16 protein-coding genes are annotated in these 18,156 nt (G+C 62.4%); 5 read left to right on the forward strand and 11 right to left on the reverse strand.

Features of this window, described 5'->3' with window-relative positions; genetic code table 11:
• Positions 1-13: 13 nt before the first annotated feature.
• The 6 genes from aroB to pilM form a co-directional block, all read right to left on the reverse strand.
• Positions 14-1,111, reverse strand: a complete 1,098-nt coding sequence (gene aroB, locus ACF8R3_RS08295; protein WP_058602920.1) for a 3-dehydroquinate synthase — start codon at positions 1,109-1,111, stop codon at positions 14-16.
• Between the two features lie 99 nt (positions 1,112-1,210).
• On the reverse strand, positions 1,211-1,729 hold the full coding sequence (gene aroK / locus ACF8R3_RS08300; RefSeq protein WP_058638116.1) for a shikimate kinase AroK: 519 nt from the start codon (positions 1,727-1,729) through the stop codon (positions 1,211-1,213).
• A 4-nt stretch (positions 1,730-1,733) separates the two neighbouring features.
• Positions 1,734-2,999: a type IV pilus secretin PilQ gene (locus ACF8R3_RS08305; RefSeq protein WP_392515433.1), complete on the reverse strand. Its 1,266-nt coding sequence runs from the start codon at positions 2,997-2,999 to the stop codon at positions 1,734-1,736.
• The gene (locus ACF8R3_RS08310) at positions 2,923-3,939 is read right to left on the reverse strand and encodes a pilus assembly protein PilP (RefSeq protein WP_392515435.1); all 1,017 of its coding nucleotides are present in this window, start codon (positions 3,937-3,939) and stop codon (positions 2,923-2,925) included. The genes ACF8R3_RS08305 and ACF8R3_RS08310 overlap by 77 nt, the downstream gene beginning before the upstream one ends.
• The gene (locus ACF8R3_RS08315) at positions 3,936-4,472 is read right to left on the reverse strand and encodes a PilN domain-containing protein (RefSeq protein ID WP_392515437.1); all 537 of its coding nucleotides are present in this window, start codon (positions 4,470-4,472) and stop codon (positions 3,936-3,938) included. Before ACF8R3_RS08315 ends, ACF8R3_RS08310 begins: the two co-directional genes overlap by 4 nt.
• On the reverse strand, positions 4,469-5,350 hold the full coding sequence (gene pilM / locus ACF8R3_RS08320; protein WP_392515439.1) for a type IV pilus biogenesis protein PilM: 882 nt from the start codon (positions 5,348-5,350) through the stop codon (positions 4,469-4,471). The genes ACF8R3_RS08315 and pilM overlap by 4 nt, the downstream gene beginning before the upstream one ends.
• A 174-nt stretch (positions 5,351-5,524) precedes the next feature.
• Between pilM and ACF8R3_RS08325 the strand changes: the two genes are divergently transcribed.
• Complete coding sequence (locus ACF8R3_RS08325; RefSeq protein WP_078479275.1) at positions 5,525-7,975, forward strand: penicillin-binding protein 1A; 2,451 nt, start codon at positions 5,525-5,527, stop codon at positions 7,973-7,975.
• Positions 7,976-8,290: 315 nt separating this feature from the next.
• Here ACF8R3_RS08325 and ACF8R3_RS08330 read toward each other — a convergent pair whose 3' ends face one another.
• From ACF8R3_RS08330 to rpmE, 3 genes are all read right to left on the reverse strand, one after another.
• Entirely contained in the window at positions 8,291-9,559 is a 1,269-nt protein-coding gene (locus tag ACF8R3_RS08330) for a malic enzyme-like NAD(P)-binding protein (protein WP_058638201.1), read from the reverse strand.
• A 177-nt stretch (positions 9,560-9,736) separates the two neighbouring features.
• Positions 9,737-10,558 (reverse strand): thermonuclease family protein, encoded by an 822-nt coding sequence (locus tag ACF8R3_RS08335; protein ID WP_182138591.1) that lies wholly within the window; start codon positions 10,556-10,558, stop codon positions 9,737-9,739.
• Positions 10,558-10,776, reverse strand: a complete 219-nt coding sequence (gene rpmE, locus ACF8R3_RS08340) for a 50S ribosomal protein L31 (RefSeq protein ID WP_023532368.1) — start codon at positions 10,774-10,776, stop codon at positions 10,558-10,560. The genes ACF8R3_RS08335 and rpmE overlap by 1 nt, the downstream gene beginning before the upstream one ends.
• Positions 10,777-10,942: 166 nt before the next feature.
• Between rpmE and ACF8R3_RS08345 the strand changes: the two genes are divergently transcribed.
• The 3 genes from ACF8R3_RS08345 (at position 10,943) to ACF8R3_RS08355 (ending at position 15,789) form a co-directional block, all read left to right on the forward strand.
• Positions 10,943-13,162, forward strand: a complete 2,220-nt coding sequence (locus tag ACF8R3_RS08345) for a primosomal protein N' (protein ID WP_078479277.1) — start codon at positions 10,943-10,945, stop codon at positions 13,160-13,162.
• A 190-nt stretch (positions 13,163-13,352) separates the two neighbouring features.
• Complete coding sequence (gene argS / locus ACF8R3_RS08350) at positions 13,353-15,089, forward strand: arginine--tRNA ligase (RefSeq protein ID WP_058602910.1); 1,737 nt, start codon at positions 13,353-13,355, stop codon at positions 15,087-15,089.
• 1 nt (position 15,090) lies between these two features.
• On the forward strand, positions 15,091-15,789 hold the full coding sequence (locus tag ACF8R3_RS08355) for an SPOR domain-containing protein (RefSeq protein ID WP_392515441.1): 699 nt from the start codon (positions 15,091-15,093) through the stop codon (positions 15,787-15,789).
• Positions 15,790-15,846: 57 nt separating this feature from the next.
• Here ACF8R3_RS08355 and ACF8R3_RS08360 read toward each other — a convergent pair whose 3' ends face one another.
• Positions 15,847-16,266, reverse strand: coding sequence for a TM2 domain-containing protein (locus tag ACF8R3_RS08360; RefSeq protein ID WP_023532338.1), 420 nt, complete (start codon positions 16,264-16,266; stop codon positions 15,847-15,849).
• A 166-nt stretch (positions 16,267-16,432) separates the two neighbouring features.
• On the opposite strand from ACF8R3_RS08360, the gene ACF8R3_RS08365 reads away from it, so the two are divergent.
• A complete protein-coding gene (locus tag ACF8R3_RS08365) occupies positions 16,433-17,062 on the forward strand; it encodes a C40 family peptidase (protein WP_058638124.1) in 630 nt (209 codons plus the stop codon).
• Positions 17,063-17,136: 74 nt separating this feature from the next.
• Here the strand turns inward: ACF8R3_RS08365 and ACF8R3_RS08370 are convergent, their stop codons facing one another.
• Positions 17,137-18,132 carry a type IV pilus twitching motility protein PilT gene (locus ACF8R3_RS08370; RefSeq protein ID WP_392515443.1) on the reverse strand — a complete coding sequence of 332 codons (996 nt, stop codon included), beginning with the start codon at positions 18,130-18,132 and terminating at the stop codon, positions 17,137-17,139.
• Between the last annotated feature and the right edge of the window lie 24 nt (positions 18,133-18,156).

Below are 18,156 nucleotides of genomic sequence, written 5' to 3' on the forward strand. Positions count from 1 at the left end.
CGCTGTCACAACCTCAAAGCTGGGCCACGATCGCGCGGTAATCCGCCGACAGCGTGGCCTGAAGAATCTCATTGGGATAGTCGTCGGTGACCACGGCCTCGCCTAGCTGGCGCAGCAGCACCAAGCGCAGACGGCCGTCCAGCACCTTCTTGTCGACCGCCATGTGTTCCATGAAATGCGCCGGGGTCATTTCCTGTGGGGGCACCACCGGCAAGCCTGCTTCCAGCAGCAAGCCGATGCCGCGGTCACGTTCGGCCTGGGTGATCCAGCCCAGCCGCATGGACATCTCCAGCGCCATGGCCGTACCTGCTGCCACGGCTTCGCCATGCAGCCAGACGCCATAGCCCATATGGGTTTCGATGGCGTGGCCGAAGGTATGGCCAAGATTGAGCGTGGCCCGAACACCCGACTCGCGCTCGTCAGCCCCTACGACGGCTGCCTTGGCCGCGCACGAGCGACGGATGGCTTCGGTCAACGCTACTGGGTCAAGACTGCGCAGCGCCGGCATATTTTCTTCGAGCCAGGCCATGAAAGGCTTGTCACAGATCAAGCCGTATTTGATGACTTCGGCCAACCCGGCAGACAGCTCACGCGCTGGCAACGTCCCGAGCGTCGTGGTGTCGATCACCACGGCGTTTGGCTGGTAGAAGGCGCCGACCATGTTCTTGCCCAGCGGGTGATTGATGCCGGTCTTGCCGCCGACCGACGAATCCACCTGCGACAGCAGGGTGGTGGGCACCTGGATGAAATCCACACCGCGCTGGTAGCACGCTGCGGCAAAACCGGCCATGTCGCCGATCACGCCGCCACCGAGCGCCACGACAGTGGTGCGCCGATCGTGGCGGGCCGTCAGCAGGCCATCGAAGATCAGCTGCAACGTTTCCCAGTTCTTGTGGGCCTCACCGTCAGGCAGTACCACCGGCAGTACGCTGTAAGCCCCCAATGTCTTGCTCAGACGTTCCAGATAGAGCGGCGCCACAGTTTCATTGGAAACGATGGCAACCTGACGGCCCGCGATATGCGGCGTCAGCCACTCAGGCTGGTCAAGCAGGCCTTCGCCAATGTAGATCGGGTAGCTGCGCTCGCCCAGGTCGACCTTCAGTGTCTGCATGTATCCCCACAATGAGCTGGTGCACGGCGCCTTTGGCAGGCAAGCCACGCGGTATCGTTGAACCTCGCCTTGGCGCAGGAGGCCGAGAATAGTCCCGGGCTAACGGGGCGGCAACTGCTGCAGGCGCTCGAGAATGTCGATCACTACCATCCGCGGTGGCCGCTCGTCGGTTTGCACCACCAGATCGGCAATTTCACGGTAAAGCGGGTCTCGGGTTTCGAGCAAGGCGCGCAGGGTCGCCTCCGGGTTGGCGGTACGCAGCAATGGCCGGTTGCGATCCCGAGCGGTGCGGCCAACCTGCTGCTCGACCGAGGCATGCAGGTAGATCACCCGGCCGCCCTGGTGCAGCACGCGGCGATTGGCCTCGCGCATGACAGCCCCGCCGCCGGTGGCAACGACCACGCCATCGAGGCTGCATAACTCGGCGATCATGGCCTGCTCGCGGTCACGGAAACCCGGCTCGCCTTCCTTGTCGAAGATCCACGGGATGTTGGCACCGCACCTCAGTTCGATTTCCTTGTCGGAATCCCTGAATGGCAGGCGCAGCTCTTTGGCCAATAGGCGCCCGATGGTGCTTTTACCAGCACCCATGGGCCCCACAAGTATCAAATTTCGCACAGAATCAACGACTCACAGCAATCGTCTGGTCACTCATGATACGCGGAGTCAGGAAGACCAGCAGCTCGGATTTTTTCTCTTGTAGTACATCGCGTCGAAACAGCCGTCCAACATACGGCAGATCGCCAAGAAATGGCACCTTGTCCACCACATTGTTTTGCGTGGTCGAGTAGACGCCTCCGATCACGATCGTCTGTCCGTTCTCGACCCTGACCTTGGCATTGACCTCGTTCTTGCGAATGGGCGGGACGTCATTCAGGGCATTGACATAGTCAGGTTCGTCCTTGGTCACTCTCACGGTCATGACGACACTGCCATCGGGCGTGATCTGCGGCGTTACTTCCAGTGAAAGCGAAGCCTCGCGAAACGACACAGTCGTCGCGCCGTTCTTGTTGGACTGCTGGTAAGGCACCTCGGTACCTTTGAGTATCCGCGCCGTCTCCTTGTCAGCGGTCACTACCTTGGGCTGCGAGATGATCTCCCCCTCACCGCTCTTTTCCATGGCGCTGAGCTCAAGATCAAGGAGCACGTCGCCGCGCAACAGACCAACGCCAAGGCTGCTGCCGCCCCGCTCGACGCCCAGGTCTACAAACAGGTCCTTGCCCGGTCTTAGTTCGTTGCTGTACAGGTCGCCGCCCCATCGCACCCCCAGGCCTTTCTGGTAGTCGACATTGGCCTCCACGATACGGGCTTCGATCGCGACCTGACGCACGGGCACATCCAACTGGGCGATCAGTTGCCGAATCTCGGCAAGTCGATTCGCCGGCTGGTGGACAACCAGCGTGTTGGTACGCTCATCCACACCCAGGCTGCCCCTGCCGGCAAGGATGCCGTCCTCAGACAGGCTCGCCAACAACAGCTCGGACAAATCTGCGGCCTTGGCATAGTGGATACGCATCAGTTCTCGACGCATGGGCTGTTGTTGCACGTCGAGTGAATTTGCGGTGCCCTCGAACGACTGCGCGTTCAGGGTCGAAAGCGGTGCGATCAGCAGTACATTGCCTTCCTGGCGTCGACCCAGGCCCTTGCTGCGCAATACCAGGTCGATCGCTTGATCCCAGGGGACATCTTCCAGCCGCAAGGTGACGCTCCCTTGGACGTCGTCGCTGGCGACCAGGTTGATACCGGCATGGTCGGCAAGCACCTGCAGCACGGCGCGTACCTCGACATCCTGAAAATTCAGTGACAGCCGTTCACCCTGGTAGGGGGCGGCCATTGCCGTCAACGGCAACAGCAGGGTTGCGAGTAGCCATTTCCATGTCTTGCTCATCCAGGATCAGGGCCTCCTTGCCCGCAGGTGTTGCCATAGAGATAAACGCAACGCGCTCGTGCCATGCACCGTCCATGAACCAGTGTTCGCGAATTTCCACCTGACCCGGATCGATATGCGCAACGACCCCTTGATCGCGCCCGACCCGGTCACCCAGGCTTACCCGATGAACCCTACCGGCTGCCATCAACAGCGCTTCGTGAGCCTGCGCCCGCGACAGACTGCCAACCATGCGCACCTGCGACAGCGGCACGCTTGCCAGCCCGCGATCAGGCAGTTGGTCCTGCTGCGGCCTGAATGGGTCGACGTGCGGTGCCGCCACGGGCATGCGTGCCGGCAGCTGGGCCAATGCCTGTGCCGGCAGCGTTGGGACGGTTGCCTGGAAGGCATCGACCTGCAGCCGCAGTTGCACCATGCCAGGCTGCCCGGTGACAGGTTCCAGGCTCATGTCGCCAGTGCGCAGCAGCCGAGCCTGGCCAAGCCACTCGAACAACCATTGCCGCACGCCGGCATACTCGCCTTTGACCCGCAGTTCCAGCGGCACCTGTTGGTAATCACCGTGGGTTTGCGCCTCTTGCACCCGCAGCAGCTCGATGAGCAAGCCGTGGGCGCGGCCCAACGCCGCGATGTGATCCACCAGGTCGCTCATGTCCTGGCCGGCGGCCATGCTCCACAGGGCCACCTGCAAGCGTTGCTCGGCCTCAGCCACCGCGGCGCGCAGGCTGTCGAGCCCGGCGCGTTCTGCGTTCAAGGCCGATTGCCGCTCATCCAGCGCCTGGGCCCTGACCTGCTCCCGGTCCATGTGCTGCAGCGCTGCTGGCAGGCGTATCGCGCAGCCCAGGGCGAACAGACAACAGGTCAGCAGCACCGGCGCCATGCGCTTGGCCCGCACGGACTGCCCGAATGCCGACGCGCGCTCAAATGCCGCCTGCAGTTTCATGACCAGGACGCCGCGACGCGTGCTGTCAGCAGGAACTGATCGGCACGGGGCAGGCTTTTGATCTGCTTGAGTTGCAGGTCGATCAACATGCCCGAGCGACCCAGGTCCCGCATGAACTGGGCGATCACGGCGCCAGAGGGAGCCAGGCCCGTTATCTGCAGGTGATTGGCTTCAAATTGCAGGCCCAACAACTGCACAGTAGTTGGCAGGGCGCGCTCAAGGTCCGTGAACAACCCCTCCAGGATGCGCTGCTCAGCGCGCAGCGTCTCAAACCGGGAAAGCTGGCTCGACGACGCGGCGTGCTGGTCCTGCAGCTGTGCCCTAGACGCTGCCGGCTCACCCAGGGCCGCCAATTCAGCCGCTCGCTGCTTGTTATCAGCCGCCTGCAAGTGGGCCCGTTGACGCGCCAGCTGATCGACCGTTGTCACGGCGCACAGGGCCGCCAATGCGCTTGCCAACAGCTGGTTGCGAAAGCGCCGAATGGCCGCTTGCCGCTGCCGCTCGCGCCAAGGAAGCAGGTTGAACCGGATCATGCCCGCAAGCCTCCTGCCGCCAGCGTGCTGGCAAGCAGCATGGGGCCGCCGAGACATTCGAGCCCGCCGGGTGCAGGTAACGGCCGGCAATGTACGTTGAGCCTTTCGCTCATCGCTCGCAGGTGCCGATGGGTCATGCAGGCACCGCTTGACACCCACAGGTCTTCCGGCAGGCTCTGCGACACGAGCGCCGCGGCAACCTGCTCTGGCAACTCGCCCGGCAGCAAGGGTTCAGTCGCCGTCCACTCCCATCGCTGGCAGACGCCCTGGGGTTGCCAGCGATGCAGCACGATGTTTTGCCGATCAATCCGCAACAAGGCTGCCTGATCCGAAAATGCAGACGGTAACAGGCGGGTAAGGGCGACCGTGTCGACCTCCACGGCCTCGAGTTGTAGCCCCGCTTGCGTCACCATCGATTGCACCAGTGCCAGCGTGCTTTGCCGGCAAGCCGCCACCATCACGTCGATACTGTTGGGCTTATCAAGGCTGGGGCCCAGTACATGAAAATCCATGGCCAGGTCATCCAGTGCAAAAGGCAGTAGCCGCTCGGCTTCGGCGAGCAATTGCGCTTCGATCTGTTCCTCACAAGCCTGAAGCGGCAGGCGGGTCGGCTTGCAGATCACCTGGTCGGCTGGCAGCGCCATGGCCACTCGATGCTGGCGTAGACCGTGACGTTCGAAGGCGCGCCGCAGCGCAGCTGCGGCATGTGCTGGCTGGGCCATCCAGGTGGTGGCCGCTGGCTGTCGGTAGGATTCCTGTGTCTGGCACAGCACCTCAAAGCCCCGCTTGCGTTTGCGCAACTGAACCACCCGCACCGCATTCTCGACGATTTCAATCCCTGTAAATGAACCGGCATCCCTGCTAAAGCGTCCAAGCATCGCGGCCTCCCTGCGCTCGATACCCCCTGGGGCGTTCCCTGAATCCGGCCGCCGCCAGACGACGAGCAGCCCGGGCGGTAACCCCGGCGTGGCGAAAAATGCTTATAATGCCCGGCGTTTTCCGGCCCGCCGGGCCTGCGTGCAATCCATTCACAACCTGGACACCGAAAAGCCTTGATACGTCTGCTTAAGTTCTTCTGGTGGTCTTCCGTCGCAGCCATCTGCGCGCTCGTACTCGGTGTGAGCGGTGCGTTTCTGTATCTTAGCCCCAACCTGCCTTCGGTCGATTCGCTCAGAAGCATCCAGTTGCAGATCCCCCTCAAGGTGTTCAGCAGCGACGGTAAGCTGATCGCCGAATTTGGCGAAATGCGCCGTTCCCCGATCCGCTTCTCGGAGATTCCGCCACAGTTCATTCAGGCACTTCTGTCCGCCGAGGACGACAATTTCCTCAACCACTATGGCGTCGACCCCAGCAGCCTGATGCGCGCGGCCACACAGCTGGTCAAGACCGGCCATATCCAGACCGGTGGCAGCACTATCACCATGCAGGTGGCGAAGAACTTCTTCCTGACCAGCGAACGCAGTTTCTCGCGCAAGACCAACGAGATTCTGCTGGCACTGCAGATCGAGCGCGAGCTGACCAAGGACGAAATTCTCGAGCTGTACGTGAACAAGATCTACCTGGGCAACCGCGCGTACGGCATCGATGCCGCCGCCCAGGTTTACTACGGCAAGTCGATCCGTGACGTGAGCCTGGCGCAGATGGCGATGATCGCGGGCCTGCCCAAGGCGCCGTCACGCTTCAACCCGCTGGCCAACCCGGTCCGCGCCAAGGAGCGCCGTGACTGGATCCTGGGCCGCATGTACAAGCTCGGCAAGATCGACGAGGCAAGCTACCAGGCCGCCCTGGCCGAACCGCTGAACGCCCGCTATCACGTGCCCACGCCGGAGGTGAATGCGCCCTTCGTCGCCGAAATGGCCCGCGCCGAGATGGTCGGCCGCTACGGCAGCGACGCCTACACCGAAGGCTTGCGCGTGACCACCACTGTACCCAGCGACACCCAGGAAATCGCCAACAAGGCGGTGCTCAAGGGGTTGACCGACTACGATCAGCGCCATGGCTACCGCGGCCCCGAGGCCCGATTCCCTGGGCGCACCGTGGCGGCCTGGACCCACGAACTGGCCAGGCAGCGCACACTGGGTGGACTGGAACCGGCCATCGTTACCCGCGTCGAGAAGACCGGCCTTCAGGTGCTGACCCGCAACGGCAAGGAACAGACCGTGGCCTGGGACACCATGAAGTGGGCACGTCCGTTCATCAACACCAATGCCCAGGGCCGTGCGCCTCAGTCGCCGGCAGACGTTGCCCAAGTGGGCGACCTGGTGCGCCTGCAACGCCTGGATGACGGGTCATTGAAATTCAGCCAGGTGCCTAGTGCACAGAGCGCACTCGTCACCCTGGACCCGACCAGCGGCGCCATCCGTGCACTGGTCGGCGGCTTCTCGTTCGAGCAGAGCAACTATAACCGTGCCATGCAGGCCAAGCGCCAGCCTGGTTCGAGTTTCAAGCCCTTCATCTACAGCGCAGCGCTCGACAGCGGCTACACCGCTTCCAGCCTGGTCAACGACGCGCCGATCGTGTTCGTCGACGAGTCGGTGGACAAGGTCTGGCGCCCCAAGAACGACACCAATACGTTCCTCGGCCCGATTCGCATGCGCGAAGCCCTGTACAAGTCACGTAACCTGGTTTCGATCCGGCTGCTGCAGGCCATGGGCATCGACCGCACCATCGACTACATCGCCAAGTTCGGTTTCAACAAGCAGGACCTGCCCCGTAACCTATCGCTGGCACTGGGTACCGCCACCCTGACGCCGATGGAAATCGCCACCGGCTGGAGTACGTTCGCCAATGGCGGCTACAAAATCTCGCCCTACCTCATCGACCGTATCGAGAGCCGCAATGGCGAGACGCTGTTCACGGCCAACCCGCCACGCGTTCCCCAGGGTTCGGAAGACAACGCCGGGCTGGCCGCTCCCGAGCAGCCCATCAGCACTGGGCAGGTTCCTGGTGAGCCCGCCGGCTCGTTCGATCAGACACCCGCACCCCAAGCCCCGGCAGTGGCCGAGCGCATTATCGACGGCCGTACCACCTACATCCTCACCAGCATGCTGCAGGACGTCATCAAACGCGGTACGGGCCGCCGAGCGCTGGCACTGGGACGCACCGACCTGGCAGGCAAGACCGGTACCACCAACGAATCCAAGGATGCCTGGTTCTCTGGCTACAACGCCGACTACGTGACCACGGTATGGGTTGGTTTCGATCAGCCCGAAACCCTGGGTCGTCGGGAATACGGTGGCACTGCCGCACTGCCGATCTGGATGGGCTTCATGGGCCCTGCCTTGCAAGGCCGGCCGGAGCACCCGCCTGCGCAGCCTGAAGGCATCCTGAGCCTGCGGGTCGATCCGGTCAGTGGCCGTGCTGCCTCGGCAAGTACGCCCAATGCCTATTTCGAGCTGTTCAAGGCGGAGGACTCTCCACCCTCGGTGGATGAACTGGGTAACGGGACTGCACCGGGTAGCCCGCTTCCAGCCGATGAAACAACGCCCATGGATCTCTTCTGATATCCAACCGGCACCCTGACAGGGCTGCAATGCGGCCCTGGCATTACGGCTCGATGCTGCCGATTTCCCGGGAACCCTTCGTTTTACAGCCATGAAAAAACCCGGCAGTCATGGCTATATGCTGTCTTGATATCGTTGGGGCCGCTTCGCGGCCCATCGCGGCACAAGACCGCTCCTACAAAGTTCCGCGAAACCGTCAAATCAGACTTCACGCGATCAATGTAGGAGCGGTCTTGTGCCGCGATGGGCTGCGAAGCAGCCCCACGTATACAGCATCAGGCCATGACAGCCGGGTTAGTCAGTGCAGAACAACGATCAGCCGTTGAACACGTCGTCAACGTTCTTGAGCGGGTAATGCTTCGGATACGGCAGCGTAGCGACGCCCGACTCGATGGCAGCCTTGGCCACGGCGTCGGAGACGACAGTGATCAGGCGTGCATCCAGCGGCTTGGGAATGATGTACTCACGGCCAAATTCCAGGCCTTCCACACCGTAGGCTTCGCACACTTCCTTGGGAACCGGCTGCTTGGCCAGGTCTTTCAGGGCGATGGCAGCGGCGATCTTCATTTCTTCGTTAATACGCTTGGCTCGAACGTCCAGCGCGCCGCGGAAGATGAACGGGAAGCCCAGTACGTTGTTGACCTGGTTCGGATAGTCGGAACGACCAGTGGCCATGATCACGTCGTCGCGCGTGGCATGGGCCAACTCAGGGGCGATCTCGGGATCGGGGTTCGAGCAGGCGAACACGATCGGGTTGGCGGCCATCGACTTCAGGCCTTCAGCGCTCAACAGGTTCGGACCGGACAGGCCCACGAACACGTCAGCACCCTCGAGGGCATCGGCCAGGGTACGTTTGTCGGTCGCGTGCGCGAACTGCGCCTTGTACTGGTTCAGGTCGTCACGGCCAGCGTGGATAACGCCGCTGCGGTCGATCATGAAGATGTTCTCGACCTTGGCACCCATGCTGACCAGCAGCTTCATGCAGGAAATGGCCGCTGCACCAGCGCCCAGGCAGACGATCTTGGCGTCTTCGAGGGTCTTGCCGGCGATTTCCAAGGCGTTGATCATGCCGGCGGCCGTAACGATGGCGGTGCCGTGCTGGTCATCGTGGAAGACCGGAATGTCGCACTGCTCGATCAGGGTGCGTTCGATCTCGAAGCACTCTGGCGCCTTGATGTCTTCAAGGTTGATGCCACCGAAGGTGATCGAAATGCGGCGTACGGTATCGATGAACGCCTGCGGGCTCTCGGACTCGACTTCGATGTCGAACACGTCGATACCGGCGAAACGCTTGAACAGAACACCCTTGCCTTCCATGACAGGCTTGGACGCCAGCGGACCCAGATCGCCAAGACCGAGAATGGCAGTACCATCGGAAATCACGGCAACCAGGTTGCCTTTGCCGGTGTACTTGTAGGCCAGCTCCGGATCACGACCGATCTCGCGCACAGGCTCTGCCACACCTGGGCTGTAAGCCAAGGCGAGGTCACGGGCGGTGGCGGTGGGCTTGGAGAGCTCGACGCTCAGTTTCCCTGGACGAGGGTGAGCGTGATATTCGAGAGCGGCGGTTTTCAGGTCTGACATGTTGGGCATTCCGCTATTGGCTGTTCTGACGGACCGCCGAGGATACGCAAAGAGTCCAGCCGTCACAAGACTGGCCGGTCACTCGTGTCAAGGCCTCTAGCCTAAGACTTTATGCTACAACCCACGGGGCATGCAGGCTTCAGTGTGTACAATCTGCTGTAGAAATGTCTACATCTTTTATCTCTGCACACGGTCGAGCATGCTGACGTCTGTGAGGGTCAGCTGCCAGCGTCGCTGACCCGACGTGTAGGAAGCCTTACGTGATGCACTGCGAATCCAACCCCTGGCCTCGACCTTTTGCCCCTTGAGGTTATCGAAGAAACCTGTGGGGAATGCACGGCGCAGACGAGCGGGTATATGAAGCGTCACGGCGCTGTCGAGGGTCACTCGAATGCCCGCGCGGCTCCGTTCGATGGCGGTGACGCGGCCTGACACCAGCGCAAAACCTGGCTTGCGCACTGCATGGGCGGGCACCACCGGTGAGCGCTTCCACACACCGACAGCCGCCTGACGCGCAACTGACTCGGCACTTTGCTGGCAGCGGCTGAGCTCAGTATTGGGTGCGAAGGCGATGCGGTATGCAAGGCCTTCGCTGAGCAGCTGCGCCTCAAAGTTACGCCCCTCACGGCTGTACAGGTGGGCCAGCGTGCGACCGTACCGGTCTTTGGCTTCCTTACCGCGTACCAAGCCAACGCGCCCGTCACTGGCCTTGATCAATGCTTGCAAGCGTTTTCGGGCAGCCTGGGCAAAAGGCTCATCCGCTTGCCCCTTGCGGCCGATTTCGGGGGCATTGATCCCGATCAGACGCACACTGCGGCCATCGACCAAGCGCACGGTGTCGCCATCGACCACATGCCGTACGGCGACCCATTGCGCACGTGCCGGGGGCGGGCAGAAAGCCAGCGCCTGGGATGCCCAGCAAACGAGCATAAAAAAAGCGCCCACAAGGGGCGCTTTTCTCTGCAACGCTGCGAAACCCGAAGGGTTCGCCACGCACATCAGCCTTTCTTGGCACCGAACATGCCGAAGCGATCGGCGAACTTCTGTACGCGGCCGCCGGTGTCCAGGACTTTCTGCTTACCGGTGTAGAAAGGGTGGCACAGGTTGCATACGTCGATCGACAGGGTATCGCCCAGGGTCGAACGGGTTTCGAATTTGTTGCCGCAGCTGCAGGTGACAGCAACTGCTTCGTAGTTCGGATGGATATCAGCTTTCATGGTCACTTCCTCGAGCTGCGTGCCGCCACCCAACACCAATTGTTGAATACCGCACGTAATTAGGCGGCAAATAATACCAGAGCATGGCGCCAGCGCAAGTTGTCGCTTGTACCGACCGTCGTCTGCTAGGCTCGCCAGTTCTGAAACGCCCCCCGAGACCTTTAGCGTGCCCGACGTCATCCTGCGCCTTGCCCTGCCCTCCCCGCTGCGCCGCCTGTTCGACTACAAGGCGCCGGTCGGCATGGCGAACCAGACATGGATGCCTGGCATGCGCCTGCGCGTGCCGTTCGGGCGGCGCGAGATGATCGGTGTCCTGGTAGAAGTGTGTGCCGAAAGCGAGGTGCCGGCTGACAAACTCAAGCCAGCAAGCGCCCTGCTCGACCCGGTATCGCCCATTCCAGCCTCGCTGTTCAAGCTGTGCCTGTGGACCGCCCAGTACTACCAGCACAGCTTGGGTGACACCTTGAGCTGGGCGCTTCCTACCCTGCTGCGTCAGGGTGAACCTGCCGAGATGCGCCAGGAACGTTTCTGGCACGCAGCGCCGGGCGCTCGCCTTGAAGACCCGCGCATCGCGCGTGCACCTCGCCAACGCGATGCGCTCAAGACCCTGGCTCAGCACCCGCATGGGGTGGCCCACAGCGTGCTGTCGAAGCTCAACCTCAACAAGGACAGCCTTGACCTGCTGTTGGCCAAAGAGCTGGTGTGCGTAGAAATACGCCGTCAGCGCCCGGCCGAACGGCGTGAGCATTGGCTGGCGCAGTCGGAATTGCCCCTGAACGAAGAACAGCGTGATGCCTTCGATGCCGTGCTCGGCGGTTTCGGGCAGTTCGGCGCTTTTCTGCTGGCGGGCGTCACAGGAAGCGGCAAGACCGAGGTTTACCTGCAACTGATTCGTGAAACGCTCGAAGCAGGCAAGCAAGCCCTGGTATTGATCCCGGAGATCAACCTGGGGCCGCAGACACTGGCGCGTTTCGAGCAGCGCTTCAACGCCCGCATTGCCCTCGTGCACTCGAACGTCAGCGACCGTGAGCGCCTCGATGCCTGGCTGGCGGCGCGTGACGGCGAGGCAGACATCATCATCGGCACACGCTCGGCCTTGTTCACGCCCATGAAGAACCCGGGCCTGATCATCATCGACGAGGAACACGACGGCTCTTATAAGCAGCAGGAGGGCCTGCGCTACCACGCCAGGGATCTGGCGCTGGTGCGCGCGCATCAGGAGAACGTGCCGATCGTGCTTGGCTCGGCCACGCCCTCCCTGGAAACCCTGCACAACGCCGTGAGCGGCCGCTACCGCCTGCTGCACATGACCCAGCGCGCAGGCGGTGCGCGTGCACCACGCATGTTGCGCCTGGACGTGAAAAGCCTGCCGCTGGACAGCGGCATCAGCGGCCCCCTGCAGCAGGCCATTGGCCAGACCCTAGAGGCGGGACAACAGGTACTGGTGTTCCTCAATCGCCGTGGCTTCGCGCCTACCCTGCTATGCCACGACTGCGGCTGGCTGTCCGAATGCCCGCGGTGCGATGCGCGCATGACGGTTCACCAGCGCTCCGGCGTGCTGCGCTGCCACCACTGCGGCTACGACGAGCGGTTGCCGCATCACTGCCCACAATGCAAGCACGTGGACCTGCGCCCTGTCGGGGCCGGCACCGAGCGCGCCGAAGAGCGCCTGAAGGTGTTGTTCCCGGATTATCCCGTGCTGCGCGTGGACCGCGACAGCACCTCGCGCAAGGACGCGATGCACCAACTGTTCACAACCATTCAACGCGGCCAGCCAAGCCTGTTGGTCGGCACGCAGATGCTCGCCAAAGGGCATCACTTCCCCCGGGTAACGCTGGTTGCCATTCTCGATGCCGATGGCGGTCTGTTTTCCGGGGACTTCCGCGCCAGTGAACGCATGGCCCAATTGATCGTACAGGTCGCTGGCCGTGCAGGACGGGCGGAAGAGCCCGGCAAGGTCATCATCCAGACGCACTTGGCTGACCACCCTTTACTGGTTCAACTGACCGAGCAGGGCTATTTTGCCTTCGCCAAACAGGCGCTCGACGAACGCCGCGCCGCCGGTTTGCCGCCCTTTTCGCACTTGGCCCTGTTGCGCGCCGAAGCGCACAAGCCGGGGCAGGCCGAGGCGTTTCTGGATGAAGCCTGCACAGCGGCCGAGCGCCTGATGGCGCAGCAGCGCCTGCCCGGCATCGAACTGCTTGGCCCGGTACCGGCGCCCATGGAGCGCCGAGCGGGGCGCTTTCGCGCACAACTGTTGCTGCAGGCCAGTACCCGTGCCCCTCTGCACCGCCTCATCAGCGCCTGGCTACTGGTGCTGGAGCAACTGCCAAGCGGGCGCCAGGTACGCTGGTCGATAGACGTCGACCCGGTGGATCTTTACTGAAGGCACGTTTGAAGCGCCACGCCGCGCGCGGCGAGGCTGCATCAGGACCCAGCGAAGGCTTTCAAGTTGCCCCGTGCCTGGCCACGTGCCTGCCAAAGGTTGGCAACGCGCGCCCAGCCACGGATAATGCCCAGTTTTTCCACCAGCGCATCCAGGCGCCCGCCGCGCTTGCGGTCGAAAAGAGATTCCTATGAAAGACACCATTCGCCAGCTGATCCAGCAAGCCCTCACCCAACTCGTCAACGACGGTGTGTTGCCTGACGGGCTGTCGCCGGCGATCCAGGTGGAAAACGCCAGGGACAAGACCCACGGCGATTTCGCCAGCAACATTGCCATGATGCTGGCCAAGCCGGCCGGCATGAAGCCGCGTGACCTGGCCGAAAAACTGATCCAGGCCCTGCCGGCCAGCGCCGACATCAGCAAGGTCGAGATCGCAGGTCCGGGCTTTCTGAACTTCTTCCAAAACACCGCTGCATTGGCCGCCCGCCTGGACGCAGCGCTTGACGATCCTCGGCTTGGCGCGCGCAAGGCTGGCCCTGCGCAGAAGGTGGTGGTCGACCTGTCGGCGCCGAACCTCGCCAAGGAAATGCACGTTGGTCACCTGCGCTCGACCATCATCGGCGACAGCGTGGCGCGGGTACTCGAGTTCCTGGGTGACCAGGTGATCCGCCAGAACCACGTAGGCGACTGGGGCACCCAGTTCGGCATGCTGCTGGCATACCTCGAAGAAAACCCCATCACCAGCGACGAACTCTCCGACCTGGAAAACTTCTACCGTGCGGCCAAGAAGCGCTTCGACGAATCCGAAGCCTTCGCCACGCGCGCGCGCGGGTTGGTGGTCAAGCTGCAGGCGGGTGACCCTGACTGCCTGGCCCTGTGGACACGGTTCAAGGACATCTCGCTGTCGCACTGCCAGAAGACCTACGAACTGCTCAACGTCAAGCTGACCATGGCCGACGTCATGGGCGAAAGCGCCTACAACGATGACCTGGCCAATGTCGTCGCCGAACTCAAGGCCAAGGGCCTGTTGGTCGAAGACCAGGGTGCCCAGTGCGTGTTCCTGGAGGAGTTCAAGAACAGCGAAGGCGAACCGCTGCCCGTGATCGTGCAGAAGGCCGATGGTGGCTACCTGTACGCGACCACGGACCTTGCCGCGGTGCGCTACCGCAGCAATGTGCTCAAGGCAGATCGCGCCCTCTATTTCGTCGACCAACGCCAGGCGCTGCACTTCAACCAGGTATTCGAAGTCGCTCGCCGCGCCGGCTTCCTCGGGCACCCGATGCAGATGGAGCACATGGGCTTTGGCACCATGAACGGCGCCGACGGCCGCCCGTTCAAGACCCGTGACGGCGGCACGGTCAAGTTGATCGACCTGCTCAACGAAGCCAAGGACCGTGCGTATGCGCTGGTGAAGGAAAAAAATCCAGGCCTGCCCGAAGACGACCTGCGTCGCATCGGTGAGGTGGTGGGTATCGGTGCGGTGAAATATGCCGACCTGTCCAAGCACCGTACCAGCGACTACAGCTTCAACTTCGAGTTGATGCTCAACTTCGAAGGCAATACGGCCCCCTACCTGCTGTACGCCTACACCCGTGTGGCCGGGGTGTTCCGCAAGCTGGGCAAGGGCTTTGACGAAGTCGAAGGCACTATCGTGCTGCAAGCGCCTCACGAGCAGGACCTGGCCGCGCGCCTGGCCCAGTTCGGGGAAATTCTCAACAACGTAGCCGACAAGGGCACGCCACACGTCTTGTGCAGCTACCTGTACGACCTGGCAGGCCTGTTCTCCAGCTTCTACGAAAATTGCCCGATCCTGGCTGCCGAGACGCCCGAGCAGCAACAAAGCCGCCTACGTCTGGCAGCGCTGACCGGGCGCACCCTCAAGCAAGGTCTGCAACTGCTCGGCCTGGAAACTCTGGAGCGCATGTAAGGTGGCTGCCAAGAAGAAACCTGCCCCCAAACGTGGCGCCAGTCGTCAGACGGCGCCCGCCAAGCAGCCCATGCCCGGCTGGGTATGGCTGGCAGTCGGCCTGACCATCGGTGCGTTCATCGTGTTTCTGATGAAGCTCGAACCCGGTGGCGGCGATATCAAACGCACCAAGCCCGAACAGCAGAAAACCGAAAAGGCGGTCGAAGCCGGGAAGTCGAACCAGGCCACCCCGCAACAGCCGGTAAAGCCCAAGTACGACTTCTACACCTTGCTGCCGGAGTCGGAAGTCATCGTGCCGCCTGAGGCAGTGCCCGAGAAGACGCCACCTGTGCCAGCCCAGCCGGTCACCCCAGTGACCCCGGCAGAGGCCGCCAAGATCGACACCGCACGCGCCCAAGCTGCATTGCTGGGCCAGACACCACCGCCTGCCCCTCCGGTGATCAAGCCGGCGGCAACCACGCAGTTCTTCCTCCAGGCAGGCTCGTTCCGCAAGCAGGCCGATGCCGACAAGGTGCGCGCGCAGATCATCCTGCTGGGGCAGAGCGTGAAAGTGGAGTCCGGCACGGTGAAGGACGAAACCTGGTACCGGGTGCTGGTCGGGCCGTTCAGCAACCGCGAGCAGTTGACCGTCGCCCAGAAGCAATTGGCCGGCGCGGGCTTCAGTAACCTGCTGCTGCAACAGCGTCAGACCCGCCAATAGCAGTCAGTGCCCACAGGCTGGCGCGGCCTGGCCAGGCCGCGCCAGCGTTTCTAACGGTCAGCGCTGGCCGGCATTGCGCTCGGACACCTGCCCGTTCAACGTCCAGAAGTCATACAGAACGCCCACCAGGAACAACCCGCCCGTGCAGAAGTAGATGATGGCGGTGATCCACTTGCCTTGATAAAGGCGGTGCAGGCCGAAGATGCCCAGGAAGGTCAGCAGTATCCAGGCGATGTTGTAGTCGATTCGGCCAGAGTGGAAACGCAGGTCGGCTTCGCGGTCCATGGCCGGGATCAGGAACAGGTCGATGAGCCAGCCAATGCCCAGCAGCCCGAAGGTGAAGAACCAGATCGTCCCGGTGATGGGCTTGCCGTAATAGAAACGGTGCGAGCCGGTAAAGCCGAAAATCCACAGCAAGTAGCCGATCACCTTGCTGTGGGTGTCGTGAAAGGGCGCGCCCTGTTGATAAGTGTTCATGCATGGCCCTCGTGGGTTGCTGATTAAATTTTCTAAAAAAAGTTGTGACTTTTTCCGCCAAGGCCGACGGATGGTAAGCAAGAATCGACCAGCGGATCAAAATTTGATCAAAAAGCTGTTATAAAGTTGCGCGCCCAACACACAACTATTCATAAGAGCTTCATCTATGCCGCCTTTGATCAAGACATGGCTGACCCTCTGCCTACTATTGCCCCTGGCCGCCCACGCCACTAACCGTGAGCAACGTCTTCCCAACGGCTTTACCGGTTACACCACCAACGCATCGGTAAAGCGCACGCCCATCAAACAGACCACCCTGCACGCCCGCCCTGGCAACGCTGCCAATAAGTCGCGTGGCAAGACGGTGGCGGCTGCTTCGAGCAAGCAAAGCAGCGCCGTGCTCGATCGTGCCGTGAACATGCTCGGCACCCCTTATGTTTGGGGCGGTACCAGCCCGAAAAAAGGGTTCGATTGCAGCGGCCTGGTTCGCTACGCCTTCAACGACGTGGCTGAGGTCAACCTGCCTCGCACTTCCAGCGCCATGGCCAGCGGTCACGGCACCAAGGTTGCCAAAAGCGATCTCAAGCCGGGCGACCTGATCTTCTTCAACATCAAGAGCCGGCGCGTCAACCATGTTGCCATCTACCTGGGCAATGACCGCTTCATTCATGCGCCGCGTCGCGGCAAGCGGGTGAGCATCGATAACTTGAGCAAGCCCTATTGGCAGAAACACTACGTGGTCGCCAAACGCGTACTGCCCAAGGAAAAGCAACAGCTTAGCCTGGCCAAGCGTTAACCCTGCCTCATAGCAACCCCGTGGAGGGCCGCTCCGCTGCCAACCCTAGGTGGTGGGTAGCGGCCCTGGTTGCATCACTCGGCGAGCAGCCCGCGCGCTCGAAGTTGCCTCATGGCCCCGTCTAAGGTTTGCATACCCTCTGCCGCGCCGGTCTGCATCGCCGAATGGAGCTGGGCCATGCGCCCTTCGCGGATCAGATTGCGGACAGCATCCGTCACCACCAGCACTTCTCGCGCCGCGACCCTCCCACCGCCCCGGCGGCCAACCAGCACTTGCGCCACTACCACTCGCAGCGAGTCTGCCAGCATCGCGCGCACCCATGCCTTTTCCTGCGCAGGGAATACCTCTACTACCCGGTCGATGCTGTTCACCGCTGAGCGTGTATGAACGGTTGCCAGTACCAGATGACCTGTTTCGGCGGCACGCAGTGCAAGACGAATGGTTTCCAGGTCCCTCAACTCGCCCAGCACGATCACGTCGGGGTCCTGACGCAACGCACTGCGCAGGCCTTGGGCAAAGCTGCAGCAATCTCGGCCGACCTCACGCTGGTTGACCACGCCCTGATGGCTGGCATGGACGACCTCGATCGGATCCTCGAGGGTGACGATGTGCAGCGCGCGCTCGCGGCTCATCTGATTGAGCAGGGCTGCCAACGTGCTCGTCTTGCCACTGCCCGTCGGCCCACCTATGAGCACCAGACCGTCACGGTATTGGCCAATGGTTTGGGCAATCTCGCCCAGGCCGAGCGCTTCGGCGCAGGCGAGCCGCGCGGGGATCAAGCGGAACGTGAGCGCAGGGCCGTTCATCTGCCTGAACAGGTTCACGCGAAACCGCCCAAGCGCGGGCAGCTCCAGTGCCAGGTCCAGGTCGTGACCGGCGACCCACTGTCGATACGGGTCGGCGTCGAGCAACGTTTCCATGCTTCGCATCAATCCATCCGGCGTTGCCATCGGCACGGGCAGGCGTTGCAGCACGCCATGCACGCGCACTGTCGGCGTCTGGCCTGCAGCCAGGTGCAGGTCGCTGGCACCTGCCTTCAAGGCAAGCGCCAGCAGGTCTGTCACATCCATGAGACTCCCCATCTGCCTTCAACT

The sequence above is a fragment of the Pseudomonas sp. FYR_7 genome (genome assembly GCF_043106155.1).
In the GTDB taxonomy this organism is placed as follows: Bacteria; Pseudomonadota; Gammaproteobacteria; order Pseudomonadales; family Pseudomonadaceae; genus Aquipseudomonas; species Aquipseudomonas parafulva_B.